17 protein-coding genes are annotated in these 20,653 nt (G+C 39.5%); 2 read left to right on the forward strand and 15 right to left on the reverse strand.

Features of this window, described 5'->3' with window-relative positions:
• Positions 1–188: 188 nt before the first annotated feature.
• From ASE01S_RS02590 to fni, 3 genes are all read right to left on the reverse strand, one after another.
• Entirely contained in the window at positions 189–1,184 is a 996-nt protein-coding gene (locus ASE01S_RS02590) for an ABC transporter substrate-binding protein (protein WP_067837819.1), read from the reverse strand.
• A gap of 350 nt (positions 1,185–1,534) precedes the next feature.
• Complete coding sequence (locus ASE01S_RS02595; protein WP_067838200.1) at positions 1,535–2,368, reverse strand: sulfurtransferase; 834 nt, start codon at positions 2,366–2,368, stop codon at positions 1,535–1,537.
• A gap of 688 nt (positions 2,369–3,056) precedes the next feature.
• Entirely contained in the window at positions 3,057–4,085 is a 1,029-nt protein-coding gene (gene fni / locus ASE01S_RS02600; RefSeq protein ID WP_067837822.1) for a type 2 isopentenyl-diphosphate Delta-isomerase, read from the reverse strand.
• Positions 4,086–4,601: 516 nt separating this feature from the next.
• On the opposite strand from fni, the gene pepT reads away from it, so the two are divergent.
• Positions 4,602–5,837, forward strand: coding sequence for a peptidase T (pepT, locus tag ASE01S_RS02605; protein ID WP_067837826.1), 1,236 nt, complete (start codon positions 4,602–4,604; stop codon positions 5,835–5,837).
• 229 nt (positions 5,838–6,066) lie between these two features.
• Here pepT and ASE01S_RS02610 read toward each other — a convergent pair whose 3' ends face one another.
• A complete protein-coding gene (locus ASE01S_RS02610; protein WP_067837834.1) occupies positions 6,067–6,597 on the reverse strand; it encodes an HD domain-containing protein in 531 nt (176 codons plus the stop codon).
• A gap of 356 nt (positions 6,598–6,953) precedes the next feature.
• On the opposite strand from ASE01S_RS02610, the gene queC reads away from it, so the two are divergent.
• The gene (gene queC, locus ASE01S_RS02615) at positions 6,954–7,616 is read left to right on the forward strand and encodes a 7-cyano-7-deazaguanine synthase QueC (protein ID WP_067837841.1); all 663 of its coding nucleotides are present in this window, start codon (positions 6,954–6,956) and stop codon (positions 7,614–7,616) included.
• Between the two features lie 167 nt (positions 7,617–7,783).
• Here queC and ASE01S_RS02620 read toward each other — a convergent pair whose 3' ends face one another.
• The 11 genes from ASE01S_RS02620 to mvk all read right to left on the reverse strand — a co-directional run bounded on the left by ASE01S_RS02620 (position 7,784) and on the right by mvk (position 20,597).
• On the reverse strand, positions 7,784–8,680 hold the full coding sequence (locus ASE01S_RS02620; protein ID WP_067837844.1) for an ROK family protein: 897 nt from the start codon (positions 8,678–8,680) through the stop codon (positions 7,784–7,786).
• A gap of 335 nt (positions 8,681–9,015) precedes the next feature.
• Entirely contained in the window at positions 9,016–10,092 is a 1,077-nt protein-coding gene (locus ASE01S_RS02625; RefSeq protein WP_067837847.1) for an ABC transporter permease, read from the reverse strand.
• Positions 10,092–11,366, reverse strand: coding sequence for an ABC transporter permease (locus tag ASE01S_RS02630; RefSeq protein WP_067837850.1), 1,275 nt, complete (start codon positions 11,364–11,366; stop codon positions 10,092–10,094). The genes ASE01S_RS02625 and ASE01S_RS02630 overlap by 1 nt, the downstream gene beginning before the upstream one ends.
• 13 nt (positions 11,367–11,379) lie before the next feature.
• The gene (locus tag ASE01S_RS02635) at positions 11,380–12,312 is read right to left on the reverse strand and encodes an ABC transporter ATP-binding protein (RefSeq protein WP_067837855.1); all 933 of its coding nucleotides are present in this window, start codon (positions 12,310–12,312) and stop codon (positions 11,380–11,382) included.
• A gap of 617 nt (positions 12,313–12,929) precedes the next feature.
• Positions 12,930–13,562 carry a response regulator gene (locus tag ASE01S_RS02640; protein WP_067837860.1) on the reverse strand — a complete coding sequence of 211 codons (633 nt, stop codon included), beginning with the start codon at positions 13,560–13,562 and terminating at the stop codon, positions 12,930–12,932.
• A gap of 1 nt (position 13,563) precedes the next feature.
• Positions 13,564–14,688, reverse strand: a complete 1,125-nt coding sequence (locus tag ASE01S_RS02645) for a sensor histidine kinase (RefSeq protein ID WP_067837866.1) — start codon at positions 14,686–14,688, stop codon at positions 13,564–13,566.
• 395 nt (positions 14,689–15,083) lie between these two features.
• On the reverse strand, positions 15,084–15,620 hold the full coding sequence (locus ASE01S_RS02650; protein ID WP_067837873.1) for an ATP-binding protein: 537 nt from the start codon (positions 15,618–15,620) through the stop codon (positions 15,084–15,086).
• A 523-nt stretch (positions 15,621–16,143) separates the two neighbouring features.
• The gene (locus ASE01S_RS02655) at positions 16,144–17,124 is read right to left on the reverse strand and encodes a ring-cleaving dioxygenase (protein ID WP_067837879.1); all 981 of its coding nucleotides are present in this window, start codon (positions 17,122–17,124) and stop codon (positions 16,144–16,146) included.
• Positions 17,125–17,554: 430 nt separating this feature from the next.
• A complete protein-coding gene (locus tag ASE01S_RS02660; protein ID WP_067838202.1) occupies positions 17,555–18,646 on the reverse strand; it encodes a phosphomevalonate kinase in 1,092 nt (363 codons plus the stop codon).
• A 15-nt stretch (positions 18,647–18,661) separates the two neighbouring features.
• Entirely contained in the window at positions 18,662–19,642 is a 981-nt protein-coding gene (gene mvaD / locus ASE01S_RS02665) for a diphosphomevalonate decarboxylase (protein WP_067837885.1), read from the reverse strand.
• On the reverse strand, positions 19,614–20,597 hold the full coding sequence (gene mvk, locus ASE01S_RS02670) for a mevalonate kinase (RefSeq protein WP_067837887.1): 984 nt from the start codon (positions 20,595–20,597) through the stop codon (positions 19,614–19,616). Before mvk ends, mvaD begins: the two co-directional genes overlap by 29 nt.
• Positions 20,598–20,653: the final 56 nt, after the last annotated feature.

Below are 20,653 nucleotides of genomic sequence, written 5' to 3' on the forward strand. Positions count from 1 at the left end.
CTTATCATATTTTAACTTGATTCAGCAGAAGTCTCCCACTTCAATAGTAGTGAGCCTATTTGTCTTTCATTCAGTGAGGGGTACAAACCCAAGCTGAATAAGTTAAAGCCTCTGGCAATTTTTCGAGGGATAGCTCAATATAATCTGGATGTAAATACGCCAAGGCGCAATTGATTTTTGTCCTAACATTACTGTAACTCTGCAATTTCGTCCCAATCACTATGCCATTCAATTCCCTGCTCTTCTACTGCAGACTGATTAATAAACAATTGCATTTCTGGTGGGTATTCTACCTCGATTTCCGCTGGTGATTTAACACCTGTCAAAATATCAACGGCCATCTCACCGGCTCGATAACCAATGGTATAATAGTCAATGCCAAACGTTGCAAAGCCCCCTCGTTCGAGTGAATCAGGTTCACCAACAACTAGCGGAATATCCTGTTCATTTGCGACCGCAACCACTGTTTCTAAGGCAGAAACCACCGTATTGTCTGTCACAATGTAAATAAGATCAGCATCACCGACTAGTGAGGTTGTTGCCTGTTGGACATCGGCAGAGGTTGCAACGGTACGTTCAATAATACTTAAACTAGTACCTTCGGCAGCCTGTTTAACATGATCAATTTGAATAACTGAATTTTGCTCACCTGCATTGTATACAACACCGACTGTTGCATCTGGAAAATACTGATCGATAAAATCCACCGTCTTTTTAATTGCATCTGGATGCATATCCGTTACACCAGTAATATTTTCACCCGGTTGATCCATTGCTGCCACGAGCCCTGCTCCAACTGCATCCGTTACAGAGGTAAAAACAATTGGGATATCATCTGTGGCTTGTAAGGCTGATTGTGCGCTAGGTGTTGCATTAGCAAAAATTAAATCGACTTCATCAGCAACAAAGTTTTGTGCGATGGTAGCAGTATTACTTTGGTCGGCCTGAGCACTTTGCAAGCTATATTCGACTTGTAAACCAGCATCATCAATAGCTGCTTGGAAGCCCTGATAAGCAGCATCTAACGAAGGATGCTCGACAAACTGAGAAGCACCAATTCGATACGTGACTTGACCTTCCACTTGATCTTCTTCCAATGTACCTTCTGTATCATTTTCTCCACACGCAGACAGGAAAATTAAAAATAATAGGCTCATCAGTCCAACTAATAACTTTTTACTCATAATCCGTGGCTCCCTTCACTGACTGTATTTTTCAAATTTTCAGAATTTATGCCGACTATTATAACACATATCCAAATTATACGGCAATATTTAGTTGTCATTAAAAAAGCCTGTTAACAATAGATATCCAGAATTAGCGTTATCAGTAATTGTGGGGAATTACTATACCTTATTCAGGAAATGAACGATGGTAACCAAAAGTAAATTAAAGAGAGGTAGCATAGAAGGCATACATTTACTAACGACAAAATAAGCGAGGCGCTGTGAAAAGCAGCATGTGAGTCTAACATCGCCACATTAAGTGGCGATGTCTAGGCCGAACTCGTAAACGAGACTAACAAACGCATATCCTATTCAGCCTTTGTTTCCACCGGTAGATCAGCATATGATATCCAGTCACTAAAGCTCCCTGGATAAAGCTTAACTTTTTTATAGCCGAGTGCGGTTAAAGCTAAATAATTCATACAAGCAGAAACACCTGAACCACAAGAAATAATAATTTCTTTCTCAGGATCTAAATCAGCAAAGTATTCCTTCAACTCTTGCTTAGAACGCCATTTCCCCTCTTCATCAAGTACGGCAGTCCAATCGAAGCATTTCGCTCCTGGGATATGCCCAGCTTTATGATATAGTGGTTCTGTTTGACCTAAATAACGCTCCAAAGACCGTGCATCAATAAGGACCGAATCTTCCTTATTTTGGAGAGCCTTTACACCTTCAATATCAACGACCATAGCTGGATTTGCCTTCGCTTGGTAAGTTAAACATTTATTAGGTCGTTTTACCACTGAGGTAACTGGGTATTCAGCTTCTTTCCATGCTTGATAGCCACCATTTAATATATATTTTTTATTATGACCATAATAATCCAGTAACCAATATAATCGAGCAGCAAACATGGCATTTCCTTGATCATAAATGACCACTGTAGAATGACGATCGACTCCAGTCTTTGCTAATTTTTTCAAAAAAGTATCCGAAGGAGGTAAGGGATGACTGCCACCATGCTTAGCTGGCTTAGCAGATAGATCTCCGTTCAAATCAAAATATTGTGCCCCTGGAATATGTCCCTCCTTATAAAGCTGGTAGCCTTTATTAGGATTCAATAACTCAAAGCGTGTATCAATGATGATAACATCAGCAATTGTATGATAAAGCTCTTCAGGACTTATTAAAAAATGCATCATACGATACCTCCAATATTCTAAATTTATCGCAGTGTAACTGGCTGGGGTTACGATTACTCGCCCCATCGAAGGACTTTTGTAAGACCTCCACTTCAAAAATTAACGGAACACGTTATTTCTAAGTGGGAGATCCAATAGCCGTAACGCCCGATTGGTTCAACGTTCAGTGAGGGGAGAGAGGAAGTGACTAAGTTCGCGACGTATTGTCGCAACGTCTGCACGAGCACACCTATGCGTCGAATCCCTCACTGAACGAAGTTTCACTTTTATTGAGCAGGTAGAAGAATTAGCACCACAAACTATGGAACCTTGGATATATGTCGGACTCACGTAGGGTCTGGACACCTATAATTGAATGCTTATCAGACGACTTTATTAACCAGTTAACTCGCAACAGTGCTCTTAAGTGGCAATCTCTATCGAGTCAAATAATAACTTAGCTTAATATGTAAAAATGGTTGGCATTATCAATCGCTTTAATCATTTAATCATGTTGATAATGTCCATATGCATTATGTCGAGATGATTGATCAAAAGCTCTGATTCATTAGAAAAATTGGCTTATCGCCAAGACCTATGGCGAAAATTATCGTTTTCTTATACTTAATTCGATAGAAAAGTTATCCTTCTTAAATATAAAAAAACTAGCAAACTTATTATATCATAAGTTTGCTAGGGCTTGATTTTAAATTAAGCGAACACGACTTGTCTGCTTTAACTGTTCAATTGTTTCAACACCTATACCAAACATTGCCATCTTAAGCTCTAATTCTCGCGTTGCCATCACGCTTAAAACAGCCTCCTCAGAGGTAATCGCTTCTTTTAAAATGGAACGAGCAAATCCAACATGACTTGCACCAAGGGCGATAACTTTTGCTGCATCTACGCCTGTTTTCATACCTCCACTAGCTATGATCGGTTTATTCTCTACCCTCTTTTTCACGTCTAACAAACATTCTAAGGTTGAATTACCCCAATCGACAAAAGCTTCAGCAGCTACCCTTCGAATAGGATCATGAGAACGCAGCTTTTCAACTTGGCTCCAAGATGTGCCCCCTGCACCAGCCACATCGATAAATTGTATGCCTACCTGACTCAACCGATAAGCGGTATCGCCATCAATTCCCCAACCCACTTCTTTAACGCCAACTGGTACATCAAGCTGCTGACATAATAGTTCTAATTTAGTTAGAAGTTGATGAAAATTAGTATCACCATTAGATTGAATAACCTCCTGAATCGAGTTGAGGTGGAGTACAAAGACATTTGCTCCTGTAATATCAAGAATTTGTTGACATTTTTCTGCTGTAAAACCATAGTTCAGCTGAACCGCACCTAAATTGGCGATAATTGGAATGGTTGGTGCGTATTGTCGAATTTTAAAAGATTCACGGTAGCTTTTATTTTCAATAAGCGCACGCGTTGAGCCTAATGCGAACACCCAGCCTCTTTGTTCGGCTGCAGTAGCAAGGTGGCGATTAATTTCAGCCGCTTGCTCCGTGCCCCCAGTCATTGAACTAATGAGAAATGGTGTTGCAATAGGTTGACCTAAAAAATTCGTTTGCAAACTAATCTGATCAAAGTTGATCTCTGGTAGAGCATTATGAATCAAACGCACGGATTCTAACCCAGAGGTAATGCCAACTCCAGTTACTTGGTCTGTTAAGCATAGCTCAATATGTTCCGCCTTACGCTTATTTATTTCATTTGACATGTCACTACTCCTCATATATTCGTTATTATCAAACCAAAATATCTAATCACTTTCTAAGAGACAAATACTGAACCTGTTGATGATATGTAAGCTCTGTGTTGATTATCTCCATTATAATGACCTTATCCATTGAACGAAAGCAAGATGCTGTATAATATATTCGTTTGCAAATGCGCCTTGGCGTATTTAATCCCCTCAAATGAAGTAGATATTTTCGTTCATCTCACCACTTATACAAGGGGGGGCTTCTGCTGAATGAAGTTAAAACTAGTATACCCATTTGGGTTAATGTTTAGCTAATCTGGCAAATCTATATCATTAAGCTAACTTATTTTAAGCATGCTATGATAAAATAAAGTTGTAGCCTGCGTTCAAACATGGCTCGTAAGGTCGACTTATGGAGTGTACGTCGATAAGTACACGAAAAGCGATCAAAAAACAAGCCAACAATGAGATGTGACGCTTATCATTTGGTGACAATTTGAACATCATCATATTTTAAATGGAGTGGAAAAAATGAAACAAAACCTAATTAATCGATTTACCTCGTATGTCAAAATTGATACACAATCAAATGAAGACAATCAAGATTGCCCATCTACGGAAGGACAATGGACATTGGCTCGTCAGTTAGTACAGGAGTTAAAAGACATCGGCATGGTGGATATAACGATTGACGACAGCTGCTATGTGATGGCAACTTTACCAGCGAATACAGACAAGCAAACTGAAACAATTGGTTTTTTAGCACATTTAGATACAGCGACTGACTTTACCGGTAAGAACGTTAATCCACAAATAGTGGAAAATTATGATGGTAACGATCTAACTTTAAATAAAGAAAAGCAAATCACCTTAAAAACATCAGACTATCCAGAAATTAAAAAATACCAAGGTCACACCCTTATTACTACGGATGGGACAACGTTACTTGGTGCTGATAATAAAGCAGGTATTGCCGAAATTATTACAGCTATGGACTATTTGATCCAGCACCCAGAAATTAAACATGGCCCAATCCGAGTAGCGTTTACTCCTGATGAAGAAATTGGACGAGGGCCTCACCGCTTTAACGTTGAAGCATTTGATGCTGATTACGCTTATACGGTCGATGGGGGCCCATTAGGTGAGCTGCAATATGAAAGCTTTAATGCGGCCGCAGCAAAAGTCACCTTTTACGGTAACAATGTTCACCCTGGTACTGCTAAAAACAAAATGTTAAATTCAATTAAATTAGCTATGGCGTTCAATGATCGTTTACCAGCTGAGCAAGCACCAGAGTTTACTGAAGGATATGAGGGCTTTTATCATTTACTATCCTTTAATGGAGATACAGAGAAGTCAACGCTTTACTATATTATCCGAGATCATGACAGAGAGAAATTCGAAGAAAAAAAGCAACGACTAAACAAAATCACTAAAGAGTTTAAACAAAAGTATGGTGATAAAGCTATTACTTTAAATTTAGCAGACCAATATTATAATATGAGAGAAAAGATTGAACCTGTTCATCATATTGTCGACATTGCGGCAGAAGCAATGGAGCAGCTTGATATTAAGCCAATTATTGAGCCAATTCGTGGTGGAACAGATGGATCTCAGTTGTCATTTAAGGGGTTGCCTACACCAAATCTCTTCACAGGAGGAGAGAATTTCCATGGTAAGTATGAATATATTTCAGTAGAAAACATGGAAAAAGCAGTTATGACCATTGTACGTATAGCCCAATTATTTGAACAACGCGGAAAATAAGGTTATCTTTTCATAAAGTGAAACTTCGTTCAGCGGGGGTTTCGACGCGTTGCGACACGCCCCCGCGAACTTAGTCAGCTCAAAAAAAGAAACAAGCTTCGATCCGGGAGGTATAAGTGATCGGTATCTTTACAACTTAATTATTTACTAGCGAACTTGTATAGGAACTTGTATAGAAGTTTTTATTTTGGCTTAAATATTAACCAGTAAAAGAGCATTAACTTAACAACTATTCAGCTCTCTGGAGTTTTCCTAATAAGTAGTCGATGTTAGCATCTAGTTTTCTGAGGCGTTCAAGTGCGATTTGATCACTAATTTCTCGATAGTGATGCGCTCCACCCGCTTCTTCAACTTCCGTATCTGCCTGAGCGACAATCTTCTGTAACGGTGTCAAACACAAGGAACCATCAGGCAAATAGGAATCGGTATGAAGTAAAATAGCTAATGCGATCGCCTTAGCATCTTTATGGTTTTCCCCTTGACGGATCAGCAGTTTATGAGCCCGTTCCGCCCCTTTAATTGCGTGTATATCGTTTTCTCTGTATTGCTTAAAATCCCACTTACCATCTTGGTACCATTGATAATGACCAATATCGTGGAGGAAGCCTGCTTTGGCAGCATGATCTGGGTTTACGTTTGTTTGACTAGCAATTTTGACAGACCGCTCTGCAACATCAATAGCATGGGCCATCCCTGAACGTTTGACATATTTTTGCACAATCGGATGTTGGTAAAGACTAACCAAGGTTACACGACGCATCAAACCACCTCCTTATATTAACTTCCTGGTAAAGATATTGTTCTATAAAATAGCACATTCATCATTGATTTTCAAGCTAGTTGACTAAAAAACTGTCAAGGCGTTTCCTCATGATTTGATGATATTTTCTCGTGATCGAATATGATAGAATGAAGAATATATTTTCTACTAGTTGGATGAAGTATGAGTAATATCTAGATGGGTTGTTCACTTACTACTAGAAGGTTCGTGTTTGCGCTACTCGCATCATAACTATAGGCATACACTTCGTGGATAACCAACGCCAGCTTGAGCTGTTTGCTGCTAATCCAGCATTTTTTATGTAGTTCAATTAAGATGAATAAGGATGGATGATAATGGATAAAGAAAAAGCAATTGTCGTTTTTAGTGGTGGGCAGGACAGTACAACCTGCTTATTCTGGGCATTAAAAAAATTCGCTGACGTTGAAGTGATCACATTTGATTATAATCAACGTCATCAAGAAGAAATAAAGGTTGCTAAAGAGATTGCGGAAGAGTTAGGTGTTAAGCAAACCATCTTAAATATGGAGCTACTTAACCAACTCACACCAAACGCTTTAACACGCCAAGGTATTGAAATAAGTGAAGGAAAAGAAGGTCAGCTTCCTTCTACATTTGTGCCAGGGCGAAATTTATTATTCTTATCATTTGCTACTATTTATGCAAGTCAAGTAGGGGCCAAGCATATTATTACAGGGGTATGTGAAACAGATTTTAGTGGTTACCCGGATTGTCGTGATATTTTTATTAAATCATTAAATGTGACTTTAAATTTATCAATGGACGAGCAATTTGTCATCCATACTCCACTTATGTGGCTCGATAAAAAGGCAACCTGGGCGTTAGCTGATCAGCTCAATGCATTTGAATTTGTCCGTGAGAAATCATTAACCTGCTATGAAGGTATACGTGGTTCAGGATGTGGAAAATGCCCTGCCTGTAAGCTTCGTCAACGGGGGTTGGATTTATTCTTGCAAGAAAGAACAGGATTAGGCTAGATTGCGTTGAGCTGATCCTTCACCATGATAAAATGACAAGTAATCATACAGTATCTCATACTCGTAAGCGAGGAATTTGCCTAGACTCCCTTTAAGAGGGCATTTAAAAATAGCATTCGACTTTTTTAAATGCCTATTTAATCTCACTGAAAAAGGAGTCTATCTTTTTAGTTCCCGTATGATTCATGCTGTAATAAAAAGTGATAGAGTGCACCATATAAGTTAGCTGCACTTCTAAAATGACAAGTTACGATATTTGGTGTTGCGATATGATGAGGATTAGCTGTTTTAATCGTTTCAACCGCTTTTTTTATACCTTCCAGAAAGACGGGTTGTACACTTATTCCTCCACCAATGGCAAAGATTTCTGGGTCGATAATATATTGTAGATTTAGAATTTGACCAGCGACATGCTGACAAAAGCGCTCAAAAATTGCAACCGCTTCTGGATCTTGATTATTAATATATTCAAATACACCTACTCCATCATTTTCAGCTAATCCCTTAACTTTGGCAATTTTATTGACCATTTCAGCAGCGGAGCATGATTCACCAACAAATAGAGCCTTATTAGCTTGATGATCGTAGCTATCCATAACATAGCTTTGCTCGCCAGCTTCGCGATTAGCACCTCGATGAAGCTTACCATCAATAATTAATCCACCACCCACACCTGTTCCGAATACTAGGACAACACTATGTTTATAACCTTTCACACTACCTTGCCATTGTTCTGCCAATGCTGCACATTTCCCATCATTCTCAATCGAAACAGGTACGCCACAGCTTTCGGTTAACATCGTGACAAGATTTTTCCTATGTAAGTATTTCAAAGCACCACCATAATAGACGATACCTGTATCCACATCTATTGTTCCTGGACAGCTAATGGCAATCCCTTTGATGTTAGGCGCTGACTCCTTAAACACATCGCTCATTTGTTGGACTAAATCCTCCGCGCTTTGATAAGGGGTAGGAAATTTACCCTCATCTATTTGCTCGCCTGACCGGGTCATCATTGCATATTTAACAAAAGTCCCACCTATATCAAAAACCAAATACATACTAACAGCTCCATTCGTTTTACATTTCTTTTCTTCATTATACAAGCGCTTTCAGTTTTTTTGTAGTGTTATCTCTAACTCTCTTATTATAATATTTTTATCGCAGTGTAACTGGCGATTGGTTCAACTAACGTTAGTGGGGGAGAGTGGAAGCCTGACTATTTCGTGACGTCGTGTCGCAACATCTGCACGAGCACATCCTATGCGTCGACCCCCCCGCTGAACGAAGCCTCACTTTATATTTTTAAAATTAAACGACCTTAACTTTATAGTAAAAGCAAAGGTCGTTTACAAATGTTATTAAATACCACTGTTGATTGAATAGCCTTGATAGCTTAGTTTGTTCTCTCCATTAAATTAATCCCAATCCCCATAAATAATACACCCATTAAGAGTAAAATCGAAATCGGTTGAATAATGTCTGTTAGGCCACTTCCATACAAGATGGCATCCTTTAATGCCTCTATCCCATAGAAGATCGGGACAACCTTCGATAAAGCAAGTAAAAAATTATTACTCACCAGCTCAATTGGCCAAAATGCACCACCCAACATTGCGGTTGCCGTTGAAATGATTGGAATGATCGCCTGTAGCTGTTGTGGTGATTGAACGAGACCACTCACAAGCACACCTAAAGCAACAATGGTAAAGACATATGTCGCTAACAGGATGATGATCGCCCAATACTGATCACCAAAATCGTATCCCATAAAGTAATGAAAGATAAAAAAGCACAAACCAACTTGCGTCAAACCTAGTAGAAAATAATGGAGTATTTGTCCAAGATAAATTTGTGTCTTTTTTAACGGTGAGAAAATGAGTCGATTCCATGTACCAGAACGCTTCTCAATCACAATATTACTGACACTAAATAAGAGGGTATACATGACAAAGTAAAGGGTCATCCCTACGAGTACCTGAATACCAGCTTCTTGTCCAGCTGTTGAATCCCCACTTAACGCAGATATTTCTGTTTCAATATAATTTTGATGCTCTACATTAGCATCAGGGAATTGCTCAGTCACTTCAGCTAATCTAAGTTCAGTGCGATAAATGTTTTCAACATGTTGGTTAACAGGCATCAGGAATTGGGAATTTTGTCCAACTAAAAATCGGTAGTTTAACTCCTCTAATTCAAGTGCAAAACTAAGTTGATTATTCCTTATCAATCTCTCAATCTCGTCACGATTATGCCATTCAAATTGATAAGCATCAGATTGGTTGAGCTGCTCTAACCATGGCTCAGCTTCATCCTCCGTCATTTGATCACTAAACGTTCTAATCGTAATGATTTGACTATCTTGATTTCCTGCAAGGAAAAACACAAAGATCAATGTTAGACCAAAAAAGGATAAGACAATAAGTGGCTCTCGGATAAGACGTAACCATTGTAAATTATGAACAGGTAGCATTAAGTCAACCTCCTTTTCGGAAAAATAGCAACTGCAAGAAGGATAAATAATATCGCCATCCCGCATACACGATAAAGCATTGGTAATATTTCAGAGATCTCGAACCCTTGAATCATTTGTAAATATGCTGTCATGATAGCACCATTAGGCGTCCAGTTACCCAGTTCTCTGATAAATGGGGAGATCTGTTCAACTGGAGTAAAGCTACCACCGACAAAAGCAAAGAGTGTAATGACACCACCAGAAAAAATTCCAGAGACCGTATCATTATTAAACCGTAAGGCAATAGACGTAATAAGCATTGCCAAAGTACTCACTGTCGCAGAAAATACAAACGTGATAAGGCCTATGACTAACCAAAACTCTACATTTTTATTCTCAAATGTCTGGAATAATAAATGAGATACACTAAACAGTATGGCCAACTGTAAGAACGTTAGAAAAATCGCCGAAGTAAATTTACCAAAAAGATAGCGTAACGGAGTTTCACCAGTAATCATTAAGCGCGCAAATACATGTGATTTTTTTTCCTTAAAGGCATTGGCTGAAACTGTACTAGCAACATATAAAGCAAACATAACAGCCATACCAATGGTATAGTATTGAAATGCCGAAACAGGATCTTGCATGCTAATGCTGACTGTCTCACCGAATGAAACGGTATCTAAGTCTGTTTGCACAGCAGCTCCTTCGGTAGCTTGAATAATAGATGTTTCAAAGTTAAAATGATCATTAAAATTCTGAACAATGTTCTCAACAATTCCTGCCTGAATTTGTTCTTTATTCTGGACAACAAGCTCAACTTTAGACCCTGTTCCTTCATCTAAATAAAGGGCAGATAAAAGATGATAAGAGAACTGCTCAGGAATGATAACAATTGCCGCTATTTCTTCTTCCTCTAAAGCCAACATCGCTGATTCTTTATCATAATCCGTTGAAACAGCTAATATATCATCCAAATCAGGATCTGTTAAAAAATTTATAAATGATGTTGCTGGATCTGTATCTTCAATATTAGCTATTAAATCAGCTACTATCTCATTAGGTATGCCTTGATCTCGCAAATCGACCTCTAAATCAAGGATCGCTTGATCGATGTCCTGTTCATTAACGAGTGCAACCGGAATCTCCTCTATCCCATTTGTGCCTGACATTAGGTCCCCTAATGCAAAACCTAAAATAGCAATAAGGATAAAAGGCATAATGAGTAGCACTAACACCTCAGATCGATCACGTGAAATTGTTAAAAAATCTTTTTTGATCACATTCCACATAAGTAAGTCCCCCTTAGTCCCTCAATTTACGCCCGGTTAGATGAAGAAAAACATCCTCTAGCGTTGGTGTCTGGACATGTAGACCCATTAACTTTACACCAGCCTCTTCAGTAGCTCGAAATACGTCAGTAAAGATATTTTCTCCTTTTGGCGCAATGACCTTAAATCCTTTTTCAACCTCGGTCACTTTTTGTATTGATGGGAGAGAAGCGATCTGATTCGCAAGTGCATTTGTTTTATGTTGTACCTCAACAAGAACCGTCTCCTCACCAGATAAAATACTCTTTAATTCATCCTTTGTCCCGGAAGCAATAACCTTGCCATGGTCCATAATGTAAATGCGATCACATAATCGCTCAACTTCTTCCATGTAATGACTTGTGTATAAAACAGTCATGCCTTTCTCTTGGTTGAGCTGTCGTACCATTTCTAAGATATAGTTTCTTGATTGCGGATCAATCCCTACCGTTGGCTCATCCATAATCAATAATTCAGGTTGATGCATAAGCGCAACCGCAATATTGATCCGACGTTTCATACCGCCAGAATAGCCTTTAATCTTTTCCTTTTTTCTTTCCTTTAATCCTACGAGCTCTAGTACTTCTTCAACCTTGTTATCTAATTTTTTCCCCGACAAACCATACACCCTACCGAAAAATTTCATATTCTCATAGGCGGTTAATTCTTCATAAAGGGCGATTTCCTGAGGAACAACACCTAAAATCGGCCTAACTAAATCAGGCTGCTTTAAGATACTCTTCCCCTTAAAACGGACATCTCCATCTGATGGTCTAATTAAGGTTGACATCATTGAGATAGTCGTGGATTTACCTGCTCCATTTGGCCCTAACAACCCAATGGACTCACCACTATCTAAATATAAGTTAACCCCATCAACAGCCTTTTTTGATTTGTACACTTTACTTAGATTTTCTACTTCTAACATAGTAAAATCCCTCCTTATTAACTGTATTACAGAACTAATCTTTGCTTAAACTCTGTGTTCAATAAAATTCCCAAGCTAGCGTCATGGTCATGATAAAGTGAAACTTTGTTCAGTGGAGGTTTTTTCCACCCCCACTGAACGTTAGTTGAACCAATCGGCCCGTTACTGGCTGTTGGTCTCCCACTTCCCTTATTTCTTAAAGTGGAGGTCTTACAAAAGCCCTTCGATGGGGCGAGTAATCGCGGCCCCAGCCAGTTACACTGCGATAAAAGCTTAACGAAAAAACAAGCTAACACGACTTTCTATCATTTGATAACTCAGTCAAATACACCTTGGCGTATTTGACCCAAATTTTATCGAGCCTCGCTTGATAATTCTCGACCAAAATCTGTGGCTAACTGCCGAAGGCTAACTTAATTCAGGACAGGGTTTTAACCCCCCACTTAATGAAAGACTCATAGGGATTCATCTCACCATTTATAGAAGTGAAAGACTTCTGCTCAATGAAACAAAACAGCATGGTTAGATTATCTATCCTCATCCTATTAAAAAAAAGACAGTATGCAAACTGTCTTTGGTCACGAGATTTATTTAAAGATATGACCTCCGTCATTTTTTTATTCAATATGATGTCGGATCGCGTAAATAGCTATCTGGGTGCGATCACGTAGAGCTAGCTTATCTAAGATAACTGAAATGTGATTTTTTACTGTACCAACAGATAAATACAATTGGTCGGCAATCTCTTTATTACTTAACCCCTGTCCAACGCATCTGATAATATCCAATTCCCTTTTTGTTAAAGAAGAATCAATATCAGATCGCCGATTTCCTTGAATCAATGTAGGCATCACCTTGGCGGCTACCTGATCCTCAATAGAGAGTCCACCCTTTAAACAGCTTCTGATCGAACGGATTAACTCCTCTGCATCAGCATCCTTTAACATATAACCATTAGCGCCATTTTTCAAGGCCTCTAATGCATAGTCTTCATCATTAAATGTAGTTAAAATGAGAATTTTGTACTTAGGCCAGCGCTCTTTTATTATCCGCATTGCTTCGAGTCCCGTCATTTCAGGCATACGAATATCAAGAATAATTAAATCAAAAGGTTGTTTCTCACAAAGCTCAATCGCCTCTTTGCCATTAGCTGCTTCTCCCTTTACCGATAACTCTGGGTCGGTTTCGATCATCATCTTTAAGCCTTGTCTAACCAAAGCTTGATCTTCTGCAAGCAAAATAGAAATCATTCTATGAAACACCTCTCTCTAATGGAAACATCCCATTAATACGGAATTCGAGCTGGACTTGTGAAATGGTTAAAGATCCGCCCAGCTGTTCTAGTCGTTCTCGCATTGCAGTCAACCCAAAGCCTTCATTAATTGTTTTATTTTTTTTGACTGGGTTGCTGATTTGAAACTGAAAGTAACGATCTCCAACTAAACTAAATTCAATCCGAGCACGTCTCGCCTCACTGTGGCGCATCATGTTAGTCAAGGCTTCCTGGATCGATCGATAAACTGCAACCGATTGATCATTCGTCAATGTTAAGGATAGGGCACCGGGCTGTACAACAAATGCTACCCGGATATGACTTTCAGCTTCAAGCTTACGGACAAGCTGCATGATCGCTGACAAGCCTGTTGTTTCTTCATACTTCAATGTTTTGACAGCTTCTCTCGTTTCATTAAGGCTCATTTGAGCCAATTGCTTGAATTGATCAAATTTTGCTTTGAGCTCAGCTTCCTCCGTCTGTAGTCTGGCAACCTCAAGTTGCATTAATAAAGCGGTCAGCCGATGTCCAACCGAGTCATGGATCTCACGAGCAATTTGATTCCGTTCCTCTTGTCGCACTAACTTCTCATTAGCGACAACTTGTCGTTTTAAGCGACGGTGCTCTTGCGATAATTTGTCTTTCTCTTGCTGGATAGTAGTTAACAAGCTTCTGCTTTGAAACCATTGTTTAAAGATAAACACCATTACCACAACAAACAGGCTTATGTATATGACTTGATGATAGTCTTGATGATACCAGGCTAGAAGGACCGCTGCCCCATATTGAAACAAGACAAGGATTAGCAGCTTCAGCCCTTTCAAATGTTGAATAGCTTGAATCATCAACAGAAGTAAGAGCAGCAGCTTGAAACCACTATCATCACCAGACCCAAACAGCACCATTACAAGTGTGGATAAAACCACTTGAATCAGCAAATAACTCAATAAATTCCGTTTTGTTAAAGGTAAAATAAAATAACATGTAAAAAAAACAGCACTTATTAAAATAATAACAGCTTGATCAGGGACTCGGTCATTGAGTAGATAAAGTCCTGTAAACCATGTTATTAGAATATATGTAAGACTAAACCAAAAAGCCATTGTAGCTTCATTCCTTTAATTACGTCATGAATTAAGCATAGCAAAATCAAGCATTGCAGAAAAGAAAAAAATGAAAAACCCTTGATAAAGTGAAACTTTCGTTCAGTGGGGGATTTAACGCATAGGATGGGCTCGTGCAGACGTTGCGACACGATGTCGCGAACTTAGTCAGCTTCCTCTCCCCCACTGAACGTTAGTCGAACCAATCGGACCGTTACCGGCTGTTGGATCTCCCACTTAGACATGGACGTGTTCCCTTATTTCTTGTAGTGGGAGTCTTACAAAAGCCCTTCGATGGGGCGAGTAATCGCAGCCCCAGACCGTTACACTGCGATAAACTTTAACAGAAGCTTCATTTTTAATTGAAAAGTTTTTAAGCCAAAACATCCGTTAATTCAATGATCATTTAAATATCCCAAAACTATATTAACCCGCTCCTCAACTGAATAATCTCCTTCAATCCTTAACACTGGACAAGGCAGTTCCTCCATCCAATGTTCGTGTAACGTTTTACTTCTTACCTCCATTCCTGCATTATCGTATAAAGAAGCCCATTCAATAAATGTTTTAAATTGATCGTATTTACTGCCATGAGGCAATATTTGATTTCCATACCTTAAGAATTCTCTCTCTCGTAGTCTTTCAAGCCGAATATCCTGTGGAATCCATAAGAAAATAACCAGGTCAAAATAACTTCTGAGGTAATCTCCCCAACCACACAAGGCACCAGATAAAATCCAATTTTTGCATTTAGATAAATCCTCATTCAATATTTTTCGTCTTTCAGGCACTGGTCTTTTTCTCGTAAATTTATTTTCCCAATAGTAATTGTCGGTATCAAACTGTGTATGTGGTAATACCTTCGCTAATGCAGCGCCCAATGTCGTTGTGCCAGACCCAGAAGCTCCAAAAATGTGTATCTTTTCCTTCATACTTCAGTGTACCTCCTCCAACTAATACTGTGTAATGTATTGTATTCAATACTCTCGTAATCAACGCTTGGTTTAACTATAACATTCAACCAGCCTAATTATACAATATCTATCTATTAAATTGAATTTTCACATAACCCCAAAGATATTAGAACTAAAAAACAAGTCGATTATGTCATCGAATTCTGTAGCCACTTCAAGTAACTAGACAGAACGAAATACTTTGTTATTTTACAATGCAAGGTAATTAATATCTTCGTTAACACAGATAAATCAGATGCGCCTTGGCGTATTAGCACTCAGATTTATCGAGCTACTCGATAAATGTCCACTGAAAATCTCTAGCATCCACCCGAGGCTTTAACTTTATCCAGAGGGAATTTCCCCCCTGAATGGAAGACAAGTACATTCATCTATCACTAATAGAAGTGGGAGAGTTCTGCTGAATGAAGTTAAACATGAAAAAAGTAGAGGTGTTGAACACTCTACTTTTTGTTAGAAATGGATAAGCTGTTCTCTAGTCTCATTCTTGAACAAAATTTATTGTACTTCTTACTGTATCAATAGGGCGGACCATACTTTCAATTTGCTCACGCTTTGGTTCTAAGAAAGGAGGCAAGGATAGCTTTTCACCCAAGGTTTCATATGGTTCATCACCCATAAAACCTGGGCCATCCGTCGCCCATTCAAACAAAATTTGGGGAGCAACACGAGCATATAGTGATTCAAAAAAGAAACGGTCGACATAGCCAGACGTTTGAAAGCCGAATTTCGGTAAATAATCAATCCATTGCTCTAAAGCACTTCGATCATGGACACGAAAAGCTACATGGTGAATGGTACCATAGCCTTGACGCCCCTCTGGCAGAACCGTGTTGTGCTCGACGATTACTTGTGCACCATTGCCACCCTGACCGACTTCGAATAGATAACTATTGCCATTCTGATCAATTTGTTTAAATTGAAGAACTTGTTCTAGCACTTTTTTAAAGTAATCAAATTGACTAATTCGAATATGAATCGGACCTAAACCGGTGATTGCATATTGCAGGGGAACTGGACCGTTTTGCCAAGGGATACCTGCCTCTACCCCGACATTTGTTTGATCGGATATAAGCTGATACTTTTGGTCATCAAAATCAACAAAATTAATGACCTTTTTGCCAAACTGTTCCTCAACCCCACCGTGTTTTACCTCTAAACGATCAAATCGATTACTCCAATAATCTAACGCCGCGTCATTCGGAACACGAAATGCCGTTCGATGTATTTCATTAGTTCCGTGTGTCCCTTTCGGAATACCTGGAAAATCAAAAAAAGTCATATCTGTCCCTGGATTGCCTTGATCATCTGCAAAGAAGAGATGATAGGTTTGGATATCATCCTGATTAACGGTTTTTTTTACCAAGCGCATCCCTAGAACAAAGGTGAAAAATTGATAATTTTTCTCGGCACTGCTTGTAATAGCTGTTACATGGTGAATCCCTTTAAGCTCGCTTACCAATGATTTTCCTCCTAACACTGGAATTTAAATATCTCTAATTCGAGATAAATATAACATATACTTAGCTGAGGATCAAACCTACTGCTTGTTTTCCCGTTTTCAGATAAAGTGAAACTTCGTTCAGTGGGGGCGACGCATAGGATGTGCTCGTGCTGACGTTGCAGCGACACGACGTCGCAAACTTAGTCAGTTTCCTCTCTTCCCTACTGAACGTGATTTGAACCAATTGGGCCATTATTACTGGCTGTTGAATCTCCCACTTAGAAATGACATGCTCCCTAATTCTTGAAGTGGAGGCCTATGCGATAAATTATTCCTTCTTTCGCACATACCACTAAAAAAGCCATTCAATCTAATTAGCTTTTTTAGCTTAACCATTTAAGCAATAATAACACTTTAAGATTACAATATCGTCTAAAGTCATGTTAGATTAAAAAATCTTCACACCTGTTGTCGGAACATTTAGTGGTAATGGTTCAATACCAGCTTCTTGCCACGCATGATAGACTGTTTGTATATCACGTTTTCGGTTAATCAAAGCAATACCGCAATCCCCAGCTCCCGCACCAGAAGTCTTGCCAGCCCCGAATGGTTCTGCGCTTTTGATTAATGCACTCAAACGTGATGTTTCAATGTTAACAGACGCCTCAATAGCAATCCTCTTTAATGCCTGCCGATTCGCTTCGACCCCTGACAATATCAAAGTCGGTTCACCCTGGCTAAAGCCTGCTAGAATACACGAGACAGCTTTTTGACTATTTTGTAAAAACGCTTGATAACACTGAGGCTTATCCCGTTTTAATGCTCTAACCTTTGTAACCAATGGCGCAGTACTGGCAGACGAACCAGTCCAACCAACCAAAAAGTGAAGGTTCTCCGGTAACTGTAAGGGTGAAATCTTTAATGCTGGCCAATCAGCTTTAACAAGATCTTCGAGTTCAATCTCCTGCTTAAGTTGATTCACTAACCATTCACTATCAAAGGTACGATAATTTAACCAACCCCCAAACGTCGACGCGGCAATATCAGCACAGGATCCATTCCCTTGTGCTTTAAAATGGGCAATTGAAGCTAGCTTAAAAATAGCCATTTTATTGTCTGCGTAATGCTGATGTTTACTAGAGCACATCAATAAAGCCGTAACTAAAGCAACAGATAAAGCAGCACTTGAGCCGAGACCGTATTTCCTACCGGTTTGATGATCTAATTCACTCGTTACCGCTAGATGAACCTTTATCTCTTCACCAGTAAATGCCAAAATCGTCTCAAAGATACTTTTGATAAAATCGAGACGTTTATCTGTTTTTGTAAAAAGAATATTCATACCATCATAGCTCCAGCCTATATCTGTTAGATTAAGCTGAGGCAAATCAAGACGATTAAGATTACTTGATTGAATATCAACCGCTAAATAGCGATCTACAGCAACCACGATACTATCCTGATCTGGTTCAGTTACAGCATACTCTCCTGCAATAAAAAGTTTGCCAGGTGCTTGTACGAGATAGCGCTGTGCGTTCAATTTCCATCGCTCCAATCATATCGCTATATATGAGACTCCTGGACCAATGCGGCAAGAGTAAATGTTTTGCACTACCTTTAGCTGCGCTAATGCTTTGCTTAGTTCCTGCTCCGTTTCAGGTTGACAAACAACCTTGACATTTGGCCCTGCATCAATCGTAAAATAGCTTTCCAATCCTTGTGCGCGAAGAGCCTCTATTTCTTCCATTACCTGCATGGTCTCGCTTTTCCAGTATCTAAATGGGGGATCTGTGCCCAATGTCGTCGCATGCATCTTTAATGCATTTGCTTCTAATGTCTGCCCTAATAGGCTAAAATCACAATTAGCAATTGCTTGTTTTGCTGTCCTCAACTCTGACTCTGCAGCCGCTAACCAGCCTTGGTAAAATGGCGATGTTTCTACAGTTTGCTTCATCCCTACTCGGCTCAAGACTTGCTTGGTCTCTTTGGTTACTTCAATCGACAAAACCCTAAGATCCCATGAATCTTGATCGAGTATGGGGACAGCATAAGAGTCTGTTCCATCTGGGTTTTCTCCCTTTTGCCATTCCACAAAACCACCATAGATCGAACGACAGGCAGATCCAGACCCTTGGCGAGCAACCTGGGACAACTCACGCAGACTTAAGCTTAAGCCAGCCGCTTTTACACTTGCTGCCGCTAAAGCCGCATAGCCAGAAGCAGATGAGGCAAAACCAGCTGCCGTTGGCACATGATTAATAGACTCGACCTTAGCAAAGCAATTGAGCTTAGCTAAGGTACGAACTTTATTTAGGAAAGCCGTTATTTTCCCAGTTTCTAACTGATCGGCTTCTTGATTGTTAAGCCAAAAATAATCCCGATCTAATTGTTGATCAAAACTGACTGTTGTTTCTGTAAAAAAGCGATCAAGGGTAATAGAAAGGCTACTATTCATTGGTAAAATTAATTCCTCATCACGCTTACCCCAGTACTTAATTAAAGCAATATTAGTATGCGCTCGAGCTTTGGCTTTCATAATTACACACTCCGTCCTTAATGGCACATTGCCATGTTTGCGCAGCACCTGCATCGTCTAAAGTTTGTTGAATTGTCCGGGCTAATTCTAACGTATCAGCAAGTGCTATCATACAGCCCCCTCGACCACCACCTGTTAATTTAGCCCCTAAAGCTCCTGCTTCTCTTGCTGCTGTTATGTAGTGATCAAGACTAGCATCACTTACACCTAAGGCTTCGAGCTCATGTTGAGCTAAATTGAGGGTGATTCCTAATTTGGTTAACTTACCACTCATCATATGTTGTCTCGCTTCAACTGTAAGTCGAGTTAGTTGGTCAATTTTCACCTTTGTTTGGTTTGGATACTGTTGATAGAGCTGTCTAACATGCCCAACTGCTGCACGGGTATCACCAATACGTCCAGTATCGCCAACAATCAAATAAAACGGTCGTGCGACATCAACTAACTCTGTTGGCTCATCTTTAGCAAACCAAATGGGATGATCAGAAGTAGTGGCTTCACGATCAATCCCGCTAGGAGAGCCATGGGCGTATTGCTCTGCTAAATCTACAAGTGGGATGAGCATTTCACGTGACAATGGTTGGTTAAAAAAGCGAAACAAGCCACGCACTAAAGCCACAGCTATCGCAGCACTTGAACCAAGACCACGGCCAATTGGGATAGTCGAAATCAGTTTAATTTTGAAATGACGAACGGGCTGATTAAGCTGTTGGCAGGCTGCTTTAATACAATGAACCAACCCTTTCATTTTGGTTGGCATATCTTCTAGTATCCCTTGAAAAAATATACTATCAAATAAGACCTCACCGACGAGTGGCGTTATTTCAACTCGAACAGAAGCGGCTTGAAACGGTAGCGCAATTGCCGGTGCCCCGTAGACGACTGCATGCTCGCCAATTAAAATAAGTTTACTATGTGCTTGTCCAATCGCTAATTTTGGCGACCACTTTTCCATTCTGTCTACTCCTTTATAGGTAAATTAATGACACTTTAATTCACCTCAATATCGTA

Source organism: Amphibacillus sediminis NBRC 103570, from assembly GCF_001552275.1.
In the GTDB taxonomy this organism is placed as follows: Bacteria; Bacillota; Bacilli; order Bacillales; family Amphibacillaceae; genus Amphibacillus_B; species Amphibacillus_B sediminis.

Excerpts from the sequence above, each read along its gene's own strand:
- ASE01S_RS02625 (WP_067837847.1), bottom strand. The coding sequence starts at position 10,092 with ATGCTACCTGTTCATAATTTACAATGGTTACGTCTTATCCGAGAGCCA.
- pepT (WP_067837826.1), top strand. The coding sequence starts at position 4,602 with ATGAAACAAAACCTAATTAATCGATTTACCTCGTATGTCAAAATTGAT.
- ASE01S_RS02590 (WP_067837819.1), bottom strand. The coding sequence starts at position 1,184 with ATGAGTAAAAAGTTATTAGTTGGACTGATGAGCCTATTATTTTTAATT.
- ASE01S_RS02620 (WP_067837844.1), bottom strand. The coding sequence starts at position 8,680 with ATGTATTTGGTTTTTGATATAGGTGGGACTTTTGTTAAATATGCAATG.
- ASE01S_RS02640 (WP_067837860.1), bottom strand. The coding sequence starts at position 13,562 with ATGATTTCTATTTTGCTTGCAGAAGATCAAGCTTTGGTTAGACAAGGC.
- ASE01S_RS02595 (WP_067838200.1), bottom strand. The coding sequence starts at position 2,368 with ATGCATTTTTTAATAAGTCCTGAAGAGCTTTATCATACAATTGCTGAT.
- ASE01S_RS02610 (WP_067837834.1), bottom strand. The coding sequence starts at position 6,597 with ATGCGTCGTGTAACCTTGGTTAGTCTTTACCAACATCCGATTGTGCAA.
- ASE01S_RS02635 (WP_067837855.1), bottom strand. The coding sequence starts at position 12,312 with ATGTTAGAAGTAGAAAATCTAAGTAAAGTGTACAAATCAAAAAAGGCT.
- queC (WP_067837841.1), top strand. The coding sequence starts at position 6,954 with ATGGATAAAGAAAAAGCAATTGTCGTTTTTAGTGGTGGGCAGGACAGT.
- ASE01S_RS02650 (WP_067837873.1), bottom strand. The coding sequence starts at position 15,620 with ATGAAGGAAAAGATACACATTTTTGGAGCTTCTGGGTCTGGCACAACG.
- mvaD (WP_067837885.1), bottom strand. The coding sequence starts at position 19,642 with ATGAAAGCCAAAGCTCGAGCGCATACTAATATTGCTTTAATTAAGTAC.
- ASE01S_RS02630 (WP_067837850.1), bottom strand. The coding sequence starts at position 11,366 with ATGTGGAATGTGATCAAAAAAGATTTTTTAACAATTTCACGTGATCGA.
- ASE01S_RS02645 (WP_067837866.1), bottom strand. The coding sequence starts at position 14,688 with ATGGCTTTTTGGTTTAGTCTTACATATATTCTAATAACATGGTTTACA.
- fni (WP_067837822.1), bottom strand. The coding sequence starts at position 4,085 with ATGTCAAATGAAATAAATAAGCGTAAGGCGGAACATATTGAGCTATGC.
- mvk (WP_067837887.1), bottom strand. The coding sequence starts at position 20,597 with ATGGAAAAGTGGTCGCCAAAATTAGCGATTGGACAAGCACATAGTAAA.